The sequence below is a fragment of the Streptomyces sp. NPDC051211 genome (assembly GCF_040689505.1).
Taxonomy (GTDB): domain Bacteria; phylum Actinomycetota; class Actinomycetes; order Streptomycetales; family Streptomycetaceae; genus Streptomyces.
Map to the genome: position 1 here is coordinate 348,773 of NZ_JBFBAV010000002.1, position 18,514 is coordinate 367,286.

Genomic DNA, 18,514 nt, shown 5'->3' on the forward strand with positions numbered 1-18,514 from the left:
GTACCCGGCCTTCCCCGCGCGTCTACACCTCGCTCCCTCATTCATCCGGCCGTCATGAGCCGTTCGCCGAACCGAGGACGAGTTCCAGGGTGCGCTCCCTGCCGTCGCGCAGCACGGTCAGCTCGAGCGGGTCGCCCGGCCGGTGGGCGCGGACCTTGATGATCAGTTCGTCCCCGCCGTGCACCCGCTGGCCGTCCACCTTGGTGATCACGTCGCCCGCCTGGATCCCGGCCCGGTCCGCCGGGCCGTCGGCGATGACGGCCGGCTTGCCGTCCTCGGTGCGGGTGCCCACCTTGGCGCCGTCGCCCGTGTACCGCATGTCGAGGGTGACCCCGATGACGGGGTGGGTGGCCCGGCCGGTGCGGATCAGCTCCTCGGCGACCCGCTTGCCCTGGTTGATGGGGATGGCGAAGCCCAGTCCGATGCTGCCGCCCTGCCGCGCCCCGTTCTCGCCGCCGCTCTCCTCGGCCCCGCGGATGGCGCTGTTGATGCCGATCACACGGGCCCGGCTGTCGAGCAGCGGGCCGCCGGAGTTGCCGGGATTGATGGGGGCGTCGGTCTGGAGGGCGTCGACGTAGCTGATGTCGCTGCCGTCGCCCTTGTCCCCGCCGGCGGTGATGGGCCGGCCGGTGGCACTGATGATGCCGGCGGTGACGGTGTTGGAGAGGTCGAAGGGTGCGCCGATGGCCACGACCGGGTCGCCGACCTTGACGTTCTCGGAGTTCCCGAGGGACAGCGGGCTGAGTCCCCTGACCCCGGCGACCTTGACGACGGCGAGGTCGTAGCCGGTGTCCCGGCCGACGAGCGTGGCGGCCACGCTCTCGCCGGTGCTGAAGGTGACGAATATCTGCTTGGCTCCGGCCACCACGTGGTTGTTGGTGAGGATGTGGCCGTTCCGGTCGAGGACGAAGCCGGTTCCGGTGCCGCCGCTGCCGCCTCCGCTGACGTGCAGGGTGACCACGCCGGGCAGGGCGGTGGCGGCGATCCCGGCCACGCTGGCGGGGGCCCGGTGGCCGCTCTCCGGCCCGGCCTGCGGGAGTTCCAGCCGGGTTGAGGCCTGCCGCTCGGCGAGTACGCCCGCATAGCCGCCGACCCCGCCCGCGAGCAGGGCGATGCCGATGCCGCCGGCGAGCAGCGGCCAGCGCCTGCGCGGGCGGACCTGCCCGGCGTCGAAGATCTGCAGCGGGACCTCGCCCCAGGGGTCGTACCGCGCTCCCGGTACGCCGGGCTCCCCGCCCCCGGCTCCGCCGCCCGGACCGGGCTCCGCACCGGCACCCTGCGGCCCGGCGTCCCCCTGCCCGGTGTCCTCCGACCCGCGCGGCTCCGGCACGGCGGGATCGGGCACGGCGGGATCGGCCACAGCGGGATCGGGCAGGCCGCCCTCCGCGGCCGCGGGATCCGCCTCCGGGCGGGCCGGATCGGTCCCGGAGGGCCGGCTCCACCACTGGGGGGAAGGCTTGGCCGAGTCGGTTGCCTGGCTGTCGGTCATGGGTACTCCCCCGCGTGCGTCGGTCGTGCCGCCTGGGGGTCCCCCCGGACGAAGTCCTGGGGGATGGCACGTCTGCGGAGGATTCAACCAGGTCCGACCCGGTCGCGCGGGGCCTCTTGCACGGCCCCGCGCTCATCGGATCATCGGCTCAGCGAGACCGGCCTGTGCGACGGCGCCGGGGTCGACGGCGTGGGCTGCGCCGGATACTGGGCCGGGCGCCAGCCGGTGACACCGGAGGGGCTCGGCGGACCGCCGCGGACGACCGCGTCGGTCACCGGTACGGCCCCGCCGGACACACCCGTCCCACGGGGGCGGGTCGACGGGGTGACGCTGGCCGCGCCGCCCTCGCCCCGGGCGTTCGGCTCCACCCTGGGCTCCATGGGCAGCGTGCCGCCCAAGGCGATGGCCGCGAGCGAGACCGCACCCGCCGCGACGAAGGCGAACCGGCGCCGGGGCCGCCCCACCTCATGGATCGGGAAGCCCTGCCGCGACCCGGCGGCCGCGGACTGCGCGGTCGGCAGTGCGAACGCGAAAGGGTCCGCACCCGGGCCACCGGCGCCGGGGCCGGCCGACGGCCCGACCGGCTGGCCGGGCAGGCCCTGAAGCCGGGCCAAAAGCCCGGCCGACGGAGATGGCGGCGCGCTCTCCACGAACAAGGTCTTCAGGCGCCGCTGTGCATCCGCCTCGGCCTTGCAGCGGGCACAGGTCGCCAGGTGCGCGAGCACCCGCTCGCGCGCGTCATGACCGAGCTCCCCGTCGACGAGGGCGGCGAGCCGGTCGCCGAGGTGCTGTTCCGCCGGTGACGGCGAGGGACTGGCTCCGCTCACTCCGTCCCGCCTCCTCCCCCGACCCCCGCCAGCGCGCGCTGCTCCGCACGGGCCTCGGGAGACCGGTGCTTGAGCGCCTTGCGCAGATGGGAGCGGCCCCGGTGGATGCGGCTGCGGACGGTGCCGAGCTTCACCCCGAGGGTCGCGGCGATCTCCTCGTACGACAGGCCTTCGATGTCGCACAGCACCACGGCCGCCCGGAACTCGGGCGCGAGGGTGTCCAGCGCCTGCTGGACGTCCGCGTCGAAGTGGGTGTCGTGCAGCACCTGCTGAGGGGAGGGCTCGCGGCTGGGCAGCCGCTCGGCGGCGTCGTCGGCGAGGGCGTCGAAGCGGATCCGCTGCTTGCGGCGGACCATGTCCAGGAAGAGGTTGGTGGTGATCCGGTGCAGCCAGCCCTCGAACGTTCCGGGGGTGTACGTGGACAGCGAGCGGAAGACCCGGACGAAGACCTCCTGAGTGAGATCCTCGGCGTCGTGCTGGTTGCCCGTCAGCCGGTAGGCGAGACGGTAGACCCGGGCACTGTGCGTGCTGACGATCTCCTCCCAGGTGGGAGGGGTCCACGCCTGTGAGCCCGCATCGGCGGCAAAGGTCGCGGTGGTTGCGGTGGCAGCGGTGTGGAAGCGGTCAGCATTGTCGGTCACGGATTTCGGCTCACCCGCCGACCAGAAGAGACGTCTCAGGACGCCCCCACGATCCACAGGCGCAGCCGCACCTCCCCTATCGGCTCTGGTGGTGTCCAGTGGAGCCCCTACCATAGCCACCCCCTCCGTCAGCTCCGGATAAGTGTTTTTGCCCGAACTTTGCACGGGCCGGAGCGCCGGGACGCCCTCACCCCTCCCAACGCCCGGTCCCATCTGCGGGTTCCCGCAGCCAACGGATACAGTCACCGTTGCGCCAACTAAGGGGACAGGAGAGGGTCATTACCGGCAACCGGCAGACGAGCTGGGCGTTCGCCGACGCGTTTGTCGCCGAGGACGACGCTCTGCGGTGGGCCCGCGACCGGGCCAGGGAAGCGGGCCTGCGCTCCGTCTCCCCGGGCACCGGGGCCGCGCTGCGCCTGCTCGCCGCCACCGCGGACGCCAAGGCGGTCGCGGAGATCGGCACCGGTACCGGGGTCTCCGGCATCCACCTGCTGCACGGCATGCGCCCGGACGGGGTGCTGACCACCGTCGATCCCGAGGCCGACCGGCAGGCCTTCGCCCGGCAGGCGTTCCGGGCCGCCGGCTTCGCCGGCAACCGGGCCCGGTTCATCCCCGGCCGCGCCCTCGACGTCCTGCCGCGGCTCGCCGACGGCGGGTACGACCTCGTCTTCTGCGACGGGGACCCCTGCGAGTCCCTCGACTACCTCGCTGAATCGTTGCGCCTGCTGCGGCCCGGCGGGCTGGTCTGCTTCGAGGGCGTCTTCGCGGACGGCCGTACGGTCGACTCCGCCGCCCAGGCCACCGAGGTGCTCCGGGTCCGCGAGCTGCTGCGCACGGTCCGCGAGAGCCCGGCCCTGGAAACGGCCCTGCTCCCGGTGGGCGACGGCCTGCTGTGCGCCGTCCGCCGCTGAGCCACCGCACGGCGGGACGGCGCACGACGAGGCACCGCACGACGAGACAGGGCCTGACGAGACAGGGCCTGACGAGACAGCGCTGCCCCGGTCGCACGGAGCGACCGGGGCAGCGCTGAAATCTTTCGGAGAAGTACGAGCGTCGGCGTCAGCCGACGACCTTCTTCAGGGCGTCGCCGAGGGCTTCGGCCTCGTCGGGGGTCAGCTCGACAACGAGTCGACCGCCGCCTTCGAGCGGTACGCGCATGACGATGCCCCGCCCCTCCTTGGTCACCTCGAGCGGGCCGTCGCCCGTCCGCGGCTTCATGGCCGCCATGCTCGTTCCCCTTCCTGAAACCAGCTCATCGTCAGCCGACGGCCCCATTCAGGCGCCTGAGACCCGGCATCGAACACATTGCTTCCCAGCCATTATCCCGCATGTCAGGACCCGATGACCAACATCGGCCGGGAACGCTTGGGCAACGCGCTCGGCCAAAACCACTCATTTCGGGGATCCGCCTGCGATACTTCGCCTCCGTCGCCCGCCCCGCCCGGCCGCATTCTTTGACGCACATCACATGACGACGCCTGCCGGGCGCCTCCTCCGGTCCGCCATGCTGACCCCGAGAACACCCGCGACGAAGGGGGATCCCCGCCATGGCCGACACCGTGCTCTACGAAGTGACCGACGGACTCGCCACGATCACGATCAACCGTCCGGACGCGATGAACGCGATGAACACCGAGGCGAAGGTGGCCCTGCGGGACGCCGTGCAGGCGGCCGGCGAGGACACCGCCGTTCGGGCGGTCCTGCTGACCGCGTCCGGCAGCCGCGCCTTCTGCGTGGGCCAGGACCTCAAGGAGCACATCGGCAACCTGGCCGCGGACCGCGAGAGCGGCTCCTCGCTGACCATGTCGACCGTCGCCGAGCACTACAACCCGATCGTCCGGGCGCTCACCGAGATGCCGAAGCCGGTCGTGGCCGGGGTCAACGGGGTGGCCGCGGGCGCCGGCTTCGGTTTCGCTCTCGCCGCGGACTTCCGCGTCGTGGCCGACACGGCCTCCTTCAACACCTCCTTCGCCGGGGTGGCGCTGACCGCCGACTCCGGGGTGTCCTGGACCCTGCCCCGCCTGATCGGCGCCTCCCGGGCCTCTGACCTGCTGCTCTTCCCCCGCTCGCTGAAGGCCCAGGAGGCGTACGACCTGGGCATCGCGAACCGGCTGGTCCCGGCGGACTCGCTGGCCGAGGAGGCCGCGGCGGTCGCGCGCGCCCTGGCGGACGGCCCCACGGTCGCCTACGCGGCGATCAAGGCCTCGCTGGCCTACGGGGCGTCGCACTCCCTGTCGGACACCCTGGAGAAGGAGGACGCCCTGCAGACCATGGCGGGTGCCTCCGAGGACCACGGCATCGCGGTGGCGGCCTTCCTCGCCAAGGAGGCCCCGCGCTACCTGGGCCGCTGACGAAGCAGCCGGGATCCCCGCGGCGGGATCAGTCCCTGCGGCGGGTCTGTCGCGACGGGGTCAGGCCCTGCGGACGCAGGCGGCCAGGTGGTCGTTCACCAGGCCGCACGCCTGCATCAGGGCGTACGCGGTGGTCGGGCCGACGAAGCGGATCCCGGCCTTCTTCAGGGCCTTCGCCAGCGCCGCCGACTCCGGGGTCACCGCCGGCACCTGCGCGGTGCTCACCGGGACCGGCCCCGGCTCGGGCGGTGCATGGGACCAGATCAGCGCGTCCAGTTCACCCGGAGCCCAGCCGGCCAGCACCTTGGCATTGGCCAGGGCCGCCTCGATCTTGGCGCGGTTGCGGATGATCCCCGGGTCGGCCAGCAGCCGCTCCACGTCGGCCTCACCGAACTCCGCGACCGCCGCGATCTCGAAGCCGGCGAAGGCCGTACGGAAGCCCGCGCGGCGCCGCAGGATCGTCAGCCAGGACAGCCCCGACTGGAAGGCCTCCAGGCACAGCCGCTCGTAGAGGGCGTCGTCCCCGTGGAGCGGCCGCCCCCACTCCTGGTCGTGGTAGGCGATGTAGTCCTCGGTGGCCAGCGCCCACGGGCAGCGCAGGGCACCGTCCGGTCCGGCGAGCGCGGCGCCGGCCGGGCTCATTCCTCCCCCTTGACCAGGCTGGGCGGACCGGGCGGCTGGGCGGGCGTCTGGGACCAGGCGGGGCTCTGGGGCGGCCGGACGCCCTGCTGCTGCGCCCCGGCCTCCAGCGCGGCGATCCTGGCGTCCCGCTCCGCGAGTTCCGCGGCCAGCCGCGTCAGTACGTCGTCCACCTCGGCCATCCGGTAGCCGCGCGGCGCGACCGGCAGCCGGAGCGCGTCAACGTCGGCCGCCACGACCGGCCGGTGCTCGGGCAGGGCGTCGGCCACCCGGTCCGGCTCCACCTCGGGCAGCACGGCCTCCTCGCCGCCGCCGACCACGGCGAGGGTGACCGCGGCGACGACCACGACCAGCGCGATCAGCAAGAACCAGAACACGACCACTCTCCAGACGACGGAACACGGCGGACACGGCGGACACGGCGGAACCCAGCGGAACCCGGCGGCACACACCGGCACCGACACCCCTAGGTCCCCGATCGTCGCACGGACCCGCGGCGGTTAAGGTCGCAGGCGGACCTTCGAAGGAGGAAACAGGGGATGCTGCGACTGGGCAGGCGTGAATTCGGCACGCACGAGCCGGTGATCATGGCGATCGTGAACCGGACCCCGGACTCCTTCTACGACCAGGGCGCCACCTTCCGGGACGAACCAGCCCTGGACCGGGTCGAGCAGGCGGTGGCCGAAGGCGCCGCGATCATCGACATCGGCGGGGTCAAGGCCGGCCCGGGCGAGCACGTGGACGCGGCCGAGGAGGCCCGGCGCACGGTGGGCTTCGTGGCGGAGGTACGCCGCCGCCACCCGGACGTGGTGATCAGCGTGGACACCTGGCGGCACGAGGTCGGCGAGGCCGTGTGCGAGGCCGGGGCGGACCTGCTGAACGATGCGTGGGGCGGCGTCGACCCGAAGCTGGCGGAGGTCGCCGCACGCTACGACGTGGGCCTGGTCTGCACGCACGCGGGCGGGGTCGAGCCGCGTACCCGGCCGCACCGGACCGCGTACGAGGACGTGATGGCGGACATCCTGCGGGTCACGGTCGGCCTCGCCGAGCGGGCGGCCGCGCTGGGGGTCCGCCGGGACGCGATCATGATCGATCCGGGCCACGACTTCGGGAAGAACACCCGCCACTCGCTGGAGGCCACCCGCCGCCTCGCGGAGATGACGGACACCGGCTGGCCGGTGCTGGTCTCCCTGTCCAACAAGGACTTCGTGGGCGAGACCCTGGACCGGCCGGTCAAGGAACGCCTGTTGGGCACGCTGGCCACCACGGCCGTCTCGGCCTGGCTGGGCGCGCAGGTCTACCGCGTCCACGAGGTCGCGGAGACCAGGCAGGTCCTGGAGATGGTCCGCTCGATCCAGGGTCTGCGTCCCCCGGCGGTGGCCCGCCGGGGGCTCGCCTAGAACCGGCGGGTGTCCGGCGGGGCTACTTGCCGACTTCCTTGGTCACCAGGGCGATGGCCTCGTCCACGTCGTCCGTGACGTGGAACAGGTGGAGGTCGTGCTCCGAGGCCTTGCCCTGGGCGATGACCGTGCTCCTGAGCCAGTCGACCAGCCCGCTCCAGTACGCCGTGCCGAACAGCACGATCGGGAAGCGGGTGATCTTCTGCGTCTGGACCAGGGTGAGCGCCTCGAAGAGCTCGTCCAGCGTGCCGAGGCCGCCGGGCAGCACCACGAAGCCCTGGCTGTACTTCACGAACATCGTCTTGCGGACGAAGAAGTACCGGAAGTTCAGGCCGAGGTCGACGTGCTGGTTGAGGCCCTGTTCGAAGGGCAGCTCGATGCCCAGGCCGACGGAGATGCCGTTGGCCTCGCGGGCCCCCTTGTTGGCCGCCTCCATCGCGCCCGGCCCGCCACCCGTGATCACCGCGAACCCGGCGTCGACCAGCGCCCGGCCGATCCGCACGCCCGCGTCGTACTCCGGGGAGTCCGCCGGGGTGCGGGCCGAACCGAACACGCTGATCGCCGGCGGCAGCTCCGCCAGCGTGCCGAAGCCCTCGATGAACTCCGACTGGATGCGCAGTACCCGCCAGGGATCGGTGTGCACCCATTCCGTCGGCCCGGCCGAATCCAGCAGCCGCTGGTCGGTCGTACTGCCCGCCTGCACCTGGCTCCGCCTCCGCAACACCGGACCGAGCTGCTGCTCCTCCGGCCTGCGGCGGCCGCCTACAGGATTGGCCATCGTGTGCTCCCTCCTGACGATCGTTCGGCAAGGGTAGGCGCACAAAGGTGACGGCAAGCGGAATTCAGGAGGTCAGCCACGCGCGGAGTCGTTCCTCGCAGTGGAGGATCGCCTTCGTCTCGACCCGCTCGTCGACCTTGTGGGCCAGCAGCGCGTCGCCCGGGCCGTAGTTGACCGCGGGGACCCCGAGCGCGCTGAAGCGGGAGACGTCGGTCCAGCCGAACTTCGGCATGGCGCGGCCGCCGACCGCCTCCATGAAGGCCGCCGCGGCCGGGTGGGAGAGGCCGGGCAGGGCGCCGCCGGAGGAGTCGTCGACCGTCAACTCGGCGATGTCGCAGTCCGCGAAGACCTCGCGGACGTGCGCCAGGGCCTCTTCCTCGGTGCGGTCCGGGGCGTAGCGGAAGTTGACGGTGACGGTGCAGGAGTCGGGGATGACGTTGTTGGCGACGCCGCCGTCGATCCGGACCGCGTTGAGGCCCTCGTGGTACCGGAGTCCGTCGATCACCGGCTTGCGGGGTTCGTAGGAGGCGAGCGTGGCCAGGATGGGCGCGGCCGTGTGGATGGCGTTGGAGCCCATCCAGCTGCGGGCGGAGTGGGCGCGTTCCCCGGCGGTGCGCAGGAGTACCCGCAGGGTGCCCTGGCAGCCGCCTTCCACCTCGGCGTTGGAGGGCTCCAGCAGGACGGCGAAGTCGCCGACCAGCCAGTCGGGGTGGGCCTCGGCGACCTTGCCGAGGCCGTTGAGGTCGGCGGCGACCTCTTCCTGGTCGTAGAAGACGAAGGTGAGGTCGCGGTTGGGTTCCGGCACGGTGGCGGCGATGCGCAGCTGGACGGCGACCCCGGACTTCATGTCGGTGGTGCCGCAGCCCCAGAGCACGCCGTTCTCGTCCAGGCGGGAGGGCACGTTGTCGGCGATGGGCACGGTGTCGAGGTGGCCGGCGAGTACGACGCGCTCGGAACGGCCGAGCTGCGTACGGGCCACGACGTTGTTGCCGTAGCGGTCCACGGTGAGGTGCGGCAGTGCGCGCAGTGCTTCCTCGACGGCGTCGGCGAGGACCTTCTCGTCGCCGCTCACGGAAGGAATGTCCACGAGCCGCGCGGTCAGCTCGGCGGCGTCCAGGGTGAGGTCGAGCTCGGATTCGGTCATGAGGCACCCTAACGCTCCGGCCTCGGGCCCCGGGGTGTCCGGCCGGACGATGGACGTGTCATTCGGCTCAAGTACGGTGGGCCGCGTGTCCGAGACTGATCAGTTCCGCCCGCGCGGTGGCCGCCGTCGACCGTTCCGTCTGCTGGCGGGGCTGCTCGTACTGCTCGGGCTCGCCGGATATTTCGTGGTCCAGTACGACTCGACCGGGGGCGGCGCCGCCCCGCGCTGCACGGTCCGGGCGGCCGACGGTGCGGCCGGCGGCAGCGGTCGGGCGGGCGCGCAGGCCGGCACCTCGGAGGGCTCCTCGTACTCGATGAGCCCGGAGCAGGCGGGGTACGCGGCGACGATCGCGGCCGTCGGCACCGCCAGGCGGATGCCGGAGCGGGCGGTGACGATCGCGATAGCCACGGCGATGCAGGAGTCCTCGCTGCGCAACCTCGACCACGGGGACCGGGATTCGCTGGGCCTGTTCCAGCAGCGCCCCTCGCAGGGCTGGGGCACCCCGGACCAGATCATGGACCCGGTGTACTCGGCCGGGATCTTCTACGACCGGCTCGCCGAGGTGCCGGGCTACTCGCGGCTGCCGCTCACGGTGGCCGCGCAGAAGGTCCAACGCAGCGGTTTCCCGCAGGCGTACGCGAAGCACGAACCGGACGCGATCCTGCTGGCCGCGGCCCTGACGGGGCGCGCCCCGGGTGCGCTGACCTGCACCGGTCCGGCGCCGCTGGGCCCGGCGAACCGGGCCCGGGTCAAGGAGCGGCTGGACCGGGTGTTCGGCGGCGACGCGAAGGCGGGCTCGGCCACCGAGGACGGGGGCGCCGTGTCGGTGCCCGTGGTCGCGGACAAGAAGGGCCGCAAGGACGACCGGCGCGGCTGGGAGGTGGCGCACTGGGCGGTGGCGAACGCCTCGCAGCTCGGCATCGAGCGGGTGTCGTACGGGGGCCGGGCGTGGACGGCGGGCAAGAACAAGGGCGGCTGGAAGGACATCGGCGGCAGCGGGAAGTCCGGGGAGGGCGATCCGCGCAATGCGGACTCCGGCTCGGTCCGGATATTCCTCGTACCGTAGTGCGGGACATCCCCCACGAGGGGGGCGAAATGCGGCTATGAAGCCGATAAAACGACCCATTGCCAGTTCTTTACCTGCGAATTCCGCAACCTCAGCGGCCCCTCGGGCGGTTGTTCACGGCGTACTCAGCAAGCTAACGCTAGGAGCACGCACCATGTCCCTCCCCATGACCCGCCGGATCGCCCGTGCCGCACTGCTGATCGCGGCCGGAGCAGCCCCCGTGGTCGGAGCGGCCGGCTCGGCGAGCGCCGCGGGCATCGAGTCCCTTCCCGCGGTGGGCTCGGTGAGCGCGCTGGACAGCGCGACCGGGCTGGTCGGCGGTGCCACCCAGGAGGCCGGCGACCTGCCGACGGGCGAGCTGCTCGGCGGGGTTCCCGTCGCCGAGACGCTGCCGGCCACCGACGCGCTGCCGGCCACCGACGCGCTGCCGGCCACCGACGCGCTGCCGGCCACCGACGCGCTGCCGGCCACCGACGCGCTGCCGGCCGCGGACGCGCTGCCGGGCACCGACAGCCTGCCCCTGCTGGGCGGCTGACCGCGGCGGCACACCGCGGGAACGCCGAGGGGGCCCGGAGTACGAACTCCGGGCCCCCTCGGGCTGTCTGCCGTAGGCCGCGGCGCAGGGCCGGTTCAGCTCCCGGCCGGTTCGGCTACCGGCCGGTTCAGCCGCCGAGCCGCTTGACCGCAGCCGCCACCCGCTCGTCGGTCGCGGTGAACGCCACCCGCACGAACTGCCGGCCCGCCTCGCCGTAGAAATCGCCCGGCGCGACCAGGATGCCCAGCTCAGCGAGGTGGGCCACGGTGTCCCAGCAGGGCTCGTCCCGGGTCGCCCACAGGTACAGGCTCGCCTCGCTGTGCTCGATCCGGAAGCCGTGCGCCTCCAGGGCCGCCCGCAGGGCCGACCGCCGCGCCGCGTAGCGCTCCCGCTGCTCCTGTACGTGCGCGTCGTCGCCCAGCGCCACGACCGTGGCCGCCTGCACCGGGGCCGGGGTCATCATGCCGCCGTGCTTGCGGATCTCCAGCAGTTCGCCGAGCACGGCCGGGTCACCGGCCAGGAAGGCGGCCCGGTACCCGGCCAGGTTGGACCGCTTGGAGAGCGAGTGCACCGCGACCAGGCCCTTGTACGAGGCGCCGCACACGTCCTCGTGCAGCACGGAGACGGGCTCCGCCTCCCAGCCGAGCTCCAGGTAGCACTCGTCACTGAAGACCAGGATCTCGTGCCGGCGCGCCCAGGCCACGATCCGGATCAGCTCCTCCTTGGGGAGGACCTTCCCGGTCGGGTTGGACGGGGAGTTGAGCCACAGCAGCCTGACGCCCGCCGGATCCAGCTCCGTGGGGTCGTCGTACACGACCGGCTCCGCGCCGCACAGGCGCGCCCCGACCTCGTACGTGGGGTAGGCCAGCCGCGGGTAGGCGACCTTGTCGCCCGCGCCGAGGCCGAGCTGGGTCGGCAGCCAGGCCACCAGCTCCTTGGACCCCACCACCGGAAGCACGTTGCGGTGGCCCACCGCCTTCGCCCCCAGGCGGGTCTCCACCCAGCCGGAGATCGCGTCGCGCAGCTCCGGCGTCCCCCACACCGTCGGATAGCCGGGAGAGTCCGCCGCGGCCACCAGGGCACCCTGGATCAGCTCGGGAACCGGGTCCACGGGGGTGCCCACCGACAGGTCGACGATGCCGTCCGGGTGGGCGGCTGCGGTCGCCTTGAACGGCTCCAGCCGGTCCCAGGGGAAGGCGGGCAGACGGGACGAAACTGCGGCCACGTGCGTGCTCTCTTTCTCGTACGCGGTGGAAAAAACACGCCCCGGTCCGGTACGGCGGGGCGCCGCCGTACCGGTCCGGGGCGGGAGAATCAGTGCGCCGGCGGGTTGATGCCCTCCGGCAGCGCTGCGATGAAGGGGTGGTCGCGCTCGATCAGGCCGAGCTTGGAGGCGCCACCGGGCGAACCGAGCTCGTCGAAGAACTCGACGTTCGCCTTGTAGTAGTCCTTCCACTCCTCCGGGGTGTCGTCCTCGTAGAAGATCGCCTCGACCGGGCAGACCGGCTCACAGGCACCACAGTCGACGCACTCGTCCGGGTGGATGTACAAGGACCGCTGGCCCTCGTAGATGCAGTCGACGGGGCACTCTTCGATGCATGCCTTGTCCTTGACGTCGACACAAGGCTCCGCGATGACGTAGGTCACGCTCTCGTTCCTCCTCGGTAGGGCTGTCCATATCGCGCGGGAGCGCGGCGTCGTCGATGCCCACACCTAGTATCGCCGTTCCCGGCCACGATCCGAACAAGAGGGGCTAGAGAGCTGTGGAAATCACCGCTGGTGCACTGATGGAGATTCGCATTACCCCGGCTGACGTGGGTAAACGGGTTTCGGTGCGCCGTACGGTCAGCGCCGGCGAGGGGGGTCCCGGCTTCACCGACGTGGTGGGTGTTCTCGTATCGTGGACGGACGGTGTGCTGCTGATCACACGAAAGAGCGGTGAAACCGTCCGCATCGCGGAATCCTCCCTGGTAGCGGGCAAAGTCGTGCCGTCCGCGCCGGCCCGCCGGAGGGGTCCCGCGGCCACCTTCGAGGAGCTCGCGCGGGCCTCCGCCCGGGCCTGGCAGCCGCTGGAGAGCGAGCCGCTGGGCGACTGGACGCTGCGGGCCGCGGCCGGATTCACCCGGCGCGCCAACTCGGTGCTGCCGCTGGGCGACCCGGGGATGCCGCTCGACGAAGCACTCGCGCGGGTGACGGCCTGGTACGAGGAACGCTCTCTTCCCGCGTACGTGCAGGCCGCCACGGGGGCCGTCGGCACCCAGGAGGCGCTGTGCGCGCAGCTCACCGAGCGCGGCTGGGTCCGGGAGGTGTCGGCGGAGATCCGGATCGCCTCGCTCGCACCGGTCGCGGACGTGGACGCGGATGTGTCAGGTGTGGCCCTCTCCCGGGACTGCGGGGACGCCTGGCTGGCCCGGTACGGGAAGGTCGCGGACCCGGCCGTGGCCCGCGCTGTCCTGTCGGCAGGATCCTCGGTGTGGTTCGCGGAGGTCGCCGGAAAGGCGATCGGGCGGTGCGTGGTGGACGGCCGGTGGGCCGGGTTCGCCGCGGTGGAAGTCGCCCCGGAGCACCGGCGGCAGGGGCTGGCGACGGCGGTGATGGCGGCGCTGGCCCGGCAGGCGCTGTCGGAGGGCGCGTCGGCGGCCTGGCTCCAGGTGGAGACGGACAACGGCGGGGCGCGCGGGCTGTACGACGGGCTGGGCTTCGCGACCCACCACGCTTACCACCATTTCCGGGCGGCGGACTCATGAGCTCCGATTTCCGCGCGGAGTTCGCGGCCGAGGCCCGTTCGGAACGCCCCGACCTGTCCTGGTTGTGCCTGTACCTGGCTGCGGAGGCCGATCCGCAGCTGGACGAACGGGCCATGGACGAGGCGCAGATCGAGCTGGACCGGCTGGCCGGACTGCTGCCGTACGGACTGCGCACGCCGCGGGAGTGGGCGGCGGCCCTGACCGAACTGCTCGGCCGGAGGCTGGGCTTCCACGGGACGCCGGCGGACTACGGACGGCTGTCGTCCTCGCTGCTGCACGAGGTGCTGCAACGGCGGCGCGGCCTGCCCATCCTGCTGTCGGTGGTCTGGCTGGAGGTGGCCCGCCGGGCGGGTGCGCCCGTGTACGGGCTGGGCCTGCCGGGCCATTTCGTGGTGGGCTTCGGGGACCCGGAGGAGCGGGTGCACGTGGACCCCTTCGCGGGCGGCGCCTCCCTGGGCACCGGACCGGCCGCCGCCGCGGCCGAGGCGGGGCCGCTGGAGCCCGCCCGGACCCTGGACATCGTGCTGCGCATCCTGAACAACATCCGCGCCTGGGCGGCCGCCCGGCCGGAGCAGTCCGCGGTGGCCCTGTGGGCGCTGGACCTGTCCCTGCTGCTGCCCTCGCACCCGGCCTCGCTCCGCTACGAGCGGGCGAGACTGCTCGTGGACCGGGGCGAGTTCGTGGCGGGCGCGGCCGAGCTGGAGGCGTACGCCGAGGTCGTCTCGGCGGTGGATCCCGACGCGGCCACCGCCGTCCGCTCCCAGGCCCTGGCCGCCCGGGCCCTGCTGAACTGAGCGCCGGGGGCCGCCTGCCCGGGCATGGCGGAGCCCCCGCCCGGATCTCCGGACGGGGGCTCCGTCGTGCCGTCAGGCCGGGTCGGTCTCGATGACGCCGACCCGCTCGGCGGGGGTCTTGCCGCGCAGGGCCTTGCCGAGGGCGCCGGCAACGTCCTGCGGGGTGACGGCGGTCCGCTCGCCGTTGCCCCGCATGATCGTCACCCCGTCGAAGGTGTCCCCGTAGAGCTCCTTGAGCGCTTCCAGGTCGTACTTCTCGACGAGCTTGCCCTCCACCGCCGTCATGCTGAGGATCTTCGGCAGCGAGCGGTTCGGGCCGAACGGGATGGACTTGCTGCCCGCCTTGATGGTGACGTTTCCGGACATGGCGGGCTTGGCGAACTCGTTCATGGCCCGGTCGAGTTCGGCCTGGCTGACGGCCGGGGCCTTGTCCGACACCGGGAGTTCGACGGGCACGGCCTTGCCGGTCTCCACCAGGGCGCGGTAGGCGTCGGTCACCTTGCCGATGGAGGCTTCCACGTCCAGGCTGCTGCCGGCCTTGCCGGGGACGGCGGTGACCTTGTTCGGCTCGAACTTGATCGTCGCTTCGACGGCGCTGCCCGATGCTCCGGCCAGTTCCTGGAGGGCGACCTGGAGCTTCTCCTCGTCGACCGGGATGACCGGGCTGGCCGGACGCTCCTGGCCGAAGAGGGAGCCGATCACGGTGACCGGGTTGTAGTCGCTGCCGGCCGCGTTGCGCACGGTGGTCTGGCTGTCCAGGGACAGCCCGGCCTTCTCGGGCTTCAGCTCGACCTGCTTGCCGCCGACGCTCAGCTGCAGCGGGGAGGCGGCCCGGTTGCCGAAGGCGGTCTGCAGCTTGGCCACGGCCTCCTCGCGGGTGCCGCTGATGTCCACCCCGAGGACGGTGGTGCCCTTGGGCACGTCGGAGTGGTTGAGCAGCAGGCCGGCGCCGTAGGCCACGCCGAGCAGCGCGATGGCGCCGCCGCCGGCCAGGGCCAGCTTGGAGCGGCCCTTCTTCTTGGCGGGTGCGGCGGCCGGCTTGGGCGCGGGGGCGGGCCGGTCGGCGGACGGCACCGGCCGGGGCAGGGGCGCGGCGGCGGCCGCGGCGACGGCCGACGGGTGGTCGACCCGCGGCAGGGCGCCGGTGGGCGCGCCACCGCCGACCTCCGGGCCGGGCCAGCGCGGGGCGGATCCGGGGCCGGGGACGTCCTCGTCGGTACGGGTGCCCGCGACCGGCATGGTGCCGTAGGCGGGGCCGCCGGTGGGCCCGGAGGGGGCCCCGGGCGCCGGGGCGAAGCCGGGCGGGGTGGACCCGCCCGCGGCGAAGCCGGGGCCGGGGCCGGCGTCCGGACCGGGCGCGGCGAAGCCGCCGCCCGGCGGGGGGAAGCCGGGGGTACCGGGAGCCTGCGCGTTGCCGGGAGCACCGGGGCCGCCGGGAGCACCGGGGCCACCCGGGCGGGGGCCGTTGCCGGGGCCGCCGGGGCGGGGGCCGGGGGCCGCGCCGGGGAAGCCGTTGGAACCCTGGCCCGCACCGGGAGCCGCAGGACCGCCGGGGCGGGGGCCGTTTCCGGGACCGTGCGCGCCGGCCGGCCGGGGGCCGGGACCCGCACCCACGCCGGGACCGCCCGGTCGGGCCGGGGCGGCGGCCGCACCGTACGCGGCCGCCGGGGGCGGGGCGGGAGCGGAGGCCTGGGGCTGCCGGGTCGGCAGACCGGGCCGGGCCGGGGCGGGCGCCGGGGCGGGGGCGGGGGCGGGCGCCGGAGCGGGCGCCTGCGCCGCAGCGGCCGGCTTGCGCGGCGCGAACCAGTTGCTGGTCTCCGGCTCGGCCGGGGCGGGCGCCGGGGCCGGAGCGGGGGCCGGAGCGGCTTCGGCGGCCGGCTCGGCCGGACCCTCCGACTCCGCGTCGGCCATGGGCTTGCGTACGACCACCGGCGGAATCGGCCGGGAGCCCGGAATGTTGATCCGGATCCTGGTCGTCAGGGTGGTCTCGGTCTTCGGCCCGTCGGGATCGGCGGAATCGCCGGCGGGCGTGGACGGCTTGGAAGTCACAGTGTTCCCCTCCGGGGCGTTCGCCGGGTACTGGCGTGATCCGTACGGCGGCGTACCCGACGGGTAAGCGGCTCCACCGCGCCCTTGGGGCCCGGAGGACGAACTGTCAGTTTCACGGCTCAAGGCAGGTTCTCCCGGTTGGCTCCGCCGCCCGTCATACCGTGCGCGGGCAGCTCGGCGGCCCGTCCACCATACTGGCCGCCGCCGCGGCGCAACTGACGGGCGGCCTCAGCGGGGTTCCGCACGGGGCCCAGGGAGGGGCGCACCGGGGCATTTCACAACACCCGGCGCACATCCCGGGACTGCCTCCAACGGCACGTCACTTGCCGGGCCGGACGGCCGAAACCGTTCGGTCCGCGGGTCCGCGCACCGTGGCACACATCACAGCGGCCACCGTACCGCCCAAAAGGTAGGCATACATACCGATTCCGGCTGAGCTGAGCAGGAAGTCCCCCTCGGGGCGCGGGATGCTGAGCACCACGTAGGAGAGGAACCAGCCGGCGGCGCCCGCGCCGACGCCCAGTCCGGTGCCGATGGCCAGCCGGCCGGCCAGGAAGACCCCGAAGACGGCCAGCAGGGCGAGCAGCAGCCCGGCCGGGAACCACAGGTCGACCACCAGCCAGCCGGCCGCGCCGGTGACCGCTCCGGCCACCAGCAGGCCGAGCAGTGCGGCGATCCGGCCGGGGGTGAGGGTGCCCGTCATGCCGCCGCCTCCTCGAGCCCGGCGAACAGGTCGTCTTCGCGTGCGCCGTCCGGGGCGCCGGGGCAGCCCCGGACCAACTCGTAGTACTCCCGGCCGAAGAGCGGCTGCGCCAGGTCGTTGGAGAGGGCGAAGAACGGCCCGTCGACGGCGATCTGGGTGGCGTGGGCGCGCATCGCGGCCGCCTTGGCCTTGCCGTACGCCCCGCCGTCGTCGCCGATCTCGGCGGTGATCCGAGCGTCCTCGACCACGCCGGGCACGTCCTCGGGGGTCGCGATCCCGGGGAACGGGAAGGTGGTGCCGGCCGCCCGGAGCCGGGCGAAGCCCTCCTCGACCACCGAGAGCGGGATCCGGTTCCAGTAGGTCTTGGCGATCGTGTGCGGGTCGCCGAGGTCGCGGCGGTAGGTCTGCTCGGCGGCCAGTTCGGCCGCACGCATGGCGACCCGGTGCGCCTGGATGTGGTCCGGGTGGCCGTATCCGCCGTTCGGGTCGTACGTCACCAGCACCTGCGGGCGGATCTCCCGGATCACCTCGACGAGGTACGCGGCGGCCTCGTCGAGGTCGGCGGACCAGAAGGCGCCGGGACGGTGGTTCTGCTCCACGCCCATCATCCCGGAGTCGCGGAACCGGCCCGGCCCGCCGAGGAACCGGTGGTCGGTCACCCCCAGCTCGGCCATGGCGGCGGCGAGCTCGCCCACCCGGTGGGCGCCCAGGGTGTCGTCACGGCCGGCCGCGAGATGGGCGAGTTCCGGCGGGATGACCTCGCCCTCCTCGCCGAGCGTGCAGGTCACGAGCGCGACGTGGGCACCCTCGGCCGCGTACTTGGCCATGGTGACGCCGTTGTTGATGGACTCGTCGTCCGGGTGTGCGTGCACCAGGAGCAGACGACGGGCTGGAAGACCGTTCATGGCCCCCAGCCTACGAGGCCGGCCTCACAACTTCAGGTCGCTGATCATCCCCGCCACGTTCGTGGTCAGCTGGTTCAGGCTGGGAGCGATCGAGGAGCTCGCCAGATAGAACCCGAGCAGGACACAGACCACCGCATGCCCTGCTTTGAGCCCCGACTTGCGGACCAGCAGGAAAACGATGATCGCCAGCAGCACCACGGCAGAGATCGAGAGTGCCACGGCGTTTCACCTCCACGACGGACGGACATCGGTACGCGCACACGACAGAGTCATACCCACCGTGCGCTACGGATCATAACTATCCGTGCCAGCGCATCGATCGAATTCCGGCAGCATGAGGGGCGCATGCCGCGCATGGGATGGAGCACGGGAGCACCGGGCGGGGCGGCTCGCGCCGCCCCGCCCGGCTACGGCACCCGCACGGACCGTACAGCCCACAGCCTCGC

General features: G+C 73.2%; 21 protein-coding genes. 7 read left to right on the top strand and 14 right to left on the bottom strand.

All coding sequences use genetic code 11. The features are described from left to right. Positions 1-52: 52 nt before the first annotated feature. The 3 genes from AB0447_RS04585 to sigE form a co-directional block, all read right to left on the bottom strand. Positions 53-1,489: a trypsin-like peptidase domain-containing protein gene (locus AB0447_RS04585; RefSeq protein ID WP_366474968.1), complete on the bottom strand. Its 1,437-nt coding sequence runs from the start codon at positions 1,487-1,489 to the stop codon at positions 53-55. A 140-nt stretch (positions 1,490-1,629) separates the two neighbouring features. Next, positions 1,630-2,316, bottom strand: a complete 687-nt coding sequence (locus AB0447_RS04590; protein WP_366474969.1) for a zf-HC2 domain-containing protein — start codon at positions 2,314-2,316, stop codon at positions 1,630-1,632. Then, complete coding sequence (sigE, locus tag AB0447_RS04595) at positions 2,313-3,071, bottom strand: RNA polymerase sigma factor SigE (protein WP_366474970.1); 759 nt, start codon at positions 3,069-3,071, stop codon at positions 2,313-2,315. Before sigE ends, AB0447_RS04590 begins: the two co-directional genes overlap by 4 nt. A gap of 134 nt (positions 3,072-3,205) precedes the next feature. Between sigE and AB0447_RS04600 the strand changes: the two genes are divergently transcribed. Continuing rightward, positions 3,206-3,868 (top strand): class I SAM-dependent methyltransferase, encoded by a 663-nt coding sequence (locus AB0447_RS04600; protein ID WP_366474971.1) that lies wholly within the window; start codon positions 3,206-3,208, stop codon positions 3,866-3,868. A gap of 148 nt (positions 3,869-4,016) precedes the next feature. Here AB0447_RS04600 and AB0447_RS04605 read toward each other — a convergent pair whose 3' ends face one another. Beyond that, positions 4,017-4,184, bottom strand: coding sequence for a DUF3117 domain-containing protein (locus AB0447_RS04605; RefSeq protein ID WP_009997451.1), 168 nt, complete (start codon positions 4,182-4,184; stop codon positions 4,017-4,019). Positions 4,185-4,504: 320 nt separating this feature from the next. Between AB0447_RS04605 and AB0447_RS04610 the strand changes: the two genes are divergently transcribed. Then, positions 4,505-5,308: an enoyl-CoA hydratase-related protein gene (locus AB0447_RS04610; RefSeq protein ID WP_366474972.1), complete on the top strand. Its 804-nt coding sequence runs from the start codon at positions 4,505-4,507 to the stop codon at positions 5,306-5,308. A 60-nt stretch (positions 5,309-5,368) separates the two neighbouring features. Here AB0447_RS04610 and AB0447_RS04615 read toward each other — a convergent pair whose 3' ends face one another. Continuing rightward, the gene (locus tag AB0447_RS04615) at positions 5,369-5,950 is read right to left on the bottom strand and encodes a DNA-3-methyladenine glycosylase I (protein ID WP_366474973.1); all 582 of its coding nucleotides are present in this window, start codon (positions 5,948-5,950) and stop codon (positions 5,369-5,371) included. Beyond that, complete coding sequence (locus AB0447_RS04620) at positions 5,947-6,330, bottom strand: DivIVA domain-containing protein (protein WP_366474974.1); 384 nt, start codon at positions 6,328-6,330, stop codon at positions 5,947-5,949. The genes AB0447_RS04615 and AB0447_RS04620 overlap by 4 nt, the downstream gene beginning before the upstream one ends. A gap of 156 nt (positions 6,331-6,486) precedes the next feature. Here AB0447_RS04620 and folP point away from each other — a divergent pair, with 156 nt between their 5' ends. Next, the gene (gene folP, locus AB0447_RS04625; protein ID WP_366474975.1) at positions 6,487-7,347 is read left to right on the top strand and encodes a dihydropteroate synthase; all 861 of its coding nucleotides are present in this window, start codon (positions 6,487-6,489) and stop codon (positions 7,345-7,347) included. Positions 7,348-7,369: 22 nt separating this feature from the next. Here the strand turns inward: folP and AB0447_RS04630 are convergent, their stop codons facing one another. Further along, positions 7,370-8,125 (bottom strand): TIGR00730 family Rossman fold protein, encoded by a 756-nt coding sequence (locus AB0447_RS04630; protein ID WP_366474976.1) that lies wholly within the window; start codon positions 8,123-8,125, stop codon positions 7,370-7,372. Between the two features lie 64 nt (positions 8,126-8,189). After that, on the bottom strand, positions 8,190-9,269 hold the full coding sequence (gene dapE / locus AB0447_RS04635; protein ID WP_366474977.1) for a succinyl-diaminopimelate desuccinylase: 1,080 nt from the start codon (positions 9,267-9,269) through the stop codon (positions 8,190-8,192). A gap of 142 nt (positions 9,270-9,411) precedes the next feature. Between dapE and AB0447_RS04640 the strand changes: the two genes are divergently transcribed. Both AB0447_RS04640 and AB0447_RS04645 read left to right on the top strand, forming a co-directional pair. After that, on the top strand, positions 9,412-10,335 hold the full coding sequence (locus AB0447_RS04640; protein ID WP_366475097.1) for a hypothetical protein: 924 nt from the start codon (positions 9,412-9,414) through the stop codon (positions 10,333-10,335). A 154-nt stretch (positions 10,336-10,489) separates the two neighbouring features. Beyond that, positions 10,490-10,870: an ATP-binding protein gene (locus AB0447_RS04645; protein WP_366474978.1), complete on the top strand. Its 381-nt coding sequence runs from the start codon at positions 10,490-10,492 to the stop codon at positions 10,868-10,870. A 127-nt stretch (positions 10,871-10,997) separates the two neighbouring features. Here the strand turns inward: AB0447_RS04645 and AB0447_RS04650 are convergent, their stop codons facing one another. Both AB0447_RS04650 and fdxA read right to left on the bottom strand, forming a co-directional pair. Continuing rightward, complete coding sequence (locus AB0447_RS04650; protein WP_366474979.1) at positions 10,998-12,095, bottom strand: bifunctional succinyldiaminopimelate transaminase/glutamate-prephenate aminotransferase; 1,098 nt, start codon at positions 12,093-12,095, stop codon at positions 10,998-11,000. Positions 12,096-12,184: 89 nt separating this feature from the next. Further along, entirely contained in the window at positions 12,185-12,517 is a 333-nt protein-coding gene (fdxA, locus tag AB0447_RS04655; protein WP_150209564.1) for a ferredoxin, read from the bottom strand. Between the two features lie 116 nt (positions 12,518-12,633). On the opposite strand from fdxA, the gene AB0447_RS04660 reads away from it, so the two are divergent. Then, complete coding sequence (locus tag AB0447_RS04660; protein ID WP_366474980.1) at positions 12,634-13,617, top strand: GNAT family N-acetyltransferase; 984 nt, start codon at positions 12,634-12,636, stop codon at positions 13,615-13,617. Further along, positions 13,614-14,411, top strand: coding sequence for a transglutaminase-like domain-containing protein (locus tag AB0447_RS04665; protein ID WP_366474981.1), 798 nt, complete (start codon positions 13,614-13,616; stop codon positions 14,409-14,411). The genes AB0447_RS04660 and AB0447_RS04665 overlap by 4 nt, the downstream gene beginning before the upstream one ends. Before the next feature lie 72 nt (positions 14,412-14,483). Here AB0447_RS04665 and AB0447_RS04670 read toward each other — a convergent pair whose 3' ends face one another. The 4 genes from AB0447_RS04670 to AB0447_RS04685 all read right to left on the bottom strand — a co-directional run bounded on the left by AB0447_RS04670 (position 14,484) and on the right by AB0447_RS04685 (position 18,287). Next, a complete protein-coding gene (locus AB0447_RS04670; RefSeq protein ID WP_366474982.1) occupies positions 14,484-16,460 on the bottom strand; it encodes a peptidoglycan binding domain-containing protein in 1,977 nt (658 codons plus the stop codon). A gap of 319 nt (positions 16,461-16,779) precedes the next feature. Then, a complete protein-coding gene (locus AB0447_RS04675) occupies positions 16,780-17,163 on the bottom strand; it encodes a DUF6113 family protein (RefSeq protein ID WP_366474984.1) in 384 nt (127 codons plus the stop codon). Then, entirely contained in the window at positions 17,160-18,068 is a 909-nt protein-coding gene (gene mshB, locus AB0447_RS04680) for an N-acetyl-1-D-myo-inositol-2-amino-2-deoxy-alpha-D-glucopyranoside deacetylase (protein ID WP_366474985.1), read from the bottom strand. The genes AB0447_RS04675 and mshB overlap by 4 nt, the downstream gene beginning before the upstream one ends. 24 nt (positions 18,069-18,092) lie before the next feature. Continuing rightward, entirely contained in the window at positions 18,093-18,287 is a 195-nt protein-coding gene (locus tag AB0447_RS04685; protein ID WP_366474986.1) for a hypothetical protein, read from the bottom strand. Positions 18,288-18,514: the final 227 nt, after the last annotated feature.

Excerpts from the sequence above, each read along its gene's own strand:
- AB0447_RS04585 (WP_366474968.1), bottom strand. The coding sequence starts at position 1,489 with ATGACCGACAGCCAGGCAACCGACTCGGCCAAGCCTTCCCCCCAGTGG.
- sigE (WP_366474970.1), bottom strand. The coding sequence starts at position 3,071 with ATGGTAGGGGCTCCACTGGACACCACCAGAGCCGATAGGGGAGGTGCG.
- AB0447_RS04605 (WP_009997451.1), bottom strand. The coding sequence starts at position 4,184 with ATGGCGGCCATGAAGCCGCGGACGGGCGACGGCCCGCTCGAGGTGACC.
- AB0447_RS04610 (WP_366474972.1), top strand. The coding sequence starts at position 4,505 with ATGGCCGACACCGTGCTCTACGAAGTGACCGACGGACTCGCCACGATC.
- AB0447_RS04615 (WP_366474973.1), bottom strand. The coding sequence starts at position 5,950 with ATGAGCCCGGCCGGCGCCGCGCTCGCCGGACCGGACGGTGCCCTGCGC.
- folP (WP_366474975.1), top strand. The coding sequence starts at position 6,487 with ATGCTGCGACTGGGCAGGCGTGAATTCGGCACGCACGAGCCGGTGATC.
- AB0447_RS04630 (WP_366474976.1), bottom strand. The coding sequence starts at position 8,125 with ATGGCCAATCCTGTAGGCGGCCGCCGCAGGCCGGAGGAGCAGCAGCTC.
- dapE (WP_366474977.1), bottom strand. The coding sequence starts at position 9,269 with ATGACCGAATCCGAGCTCGACCTCACCCTGGACGCCGCCGAGCTGACC.
- AB0447_RS04645 (WP_366474978.1), top strand. The coding sequence starts at position 10,490 with ATGTCCCTCCCCATGACCCGCCGGATCGCCCGTGCCGCACTGCTGATC.
- AB0447_RS04665 (WP_366474981.1), top strand. The coding sequence starts at position 13,614 with ATGAGCTCCGATTTCCGCGCGGAGTTCGCGGCCGAGGCCCGTTCGGAA.
- AB0447_RS04675 (WP_366474984.1), bottom strand. The coding sequence starts at position 17,163 with ATGACGGGCACCCTCACCCCCGGCCGGATCGCCGCACTGCTCGGCCTG.
- mshB (WP_366474985.1), bottom strand. The coding sequence starts at position 18,068 with ATGAACGGTCTTCCAGCCCGTCGTCTGCTCCTGGTGCACGCACACCCG.